The 316-nt window shown below is 59.8% G+C and carries 1 pseudogene; it reads left to right on the plus strand.

Annotation, left to right across the window (positions count from 1 at the left end):
* Positions 1-104: 104 nt before the first annotated feature.
* A pseudogene (locus CWI66_RS17790) lies at positions 105-316 on the plus strand (IS66 family transposase zinc-finger binding domain-containing protein); the annotation flags it as partial.

Consider the following 316-nt stretch of genomic DNA (forward strand, 5'->3'; position numbering starts at 1 on the left):
TGACGTCGCTCATCGGAATAGCGAGGCATACAGATCTCCAAACGCCCCTGAATATTTAAGAGAGTGTAACAAGGGACACGACATCAATCCTGACAGAGGGGGGTGGCGGCCGCGTGGCGTTACCCCCCGAACTGCCCCGCGTCGAAGTGATCCACGAGCTCCCCGAGGATGCCCGTCATTGCCACCACGACGGCACCGAGCTCAAAGAGATCGGCAAAGAGATCAGTGAGGAACTGCATGTCGTGCCGGCGCGGATCGAGGTGATCCGCCATGTGCGCATCAAGTACGGCTGCCCAGACTGCGAAGAGGGCGTGCA

The organism is Halomonas sp. 141 (assembly GCF_002810305.1).
Classification (GTDB): domain Bacteria; phylum Pseudomonadota; class Gammaproteobacteria; order Pseudomonadales; family Halomonadaceae; genus Vreelandella; species Vreelandella stevensii.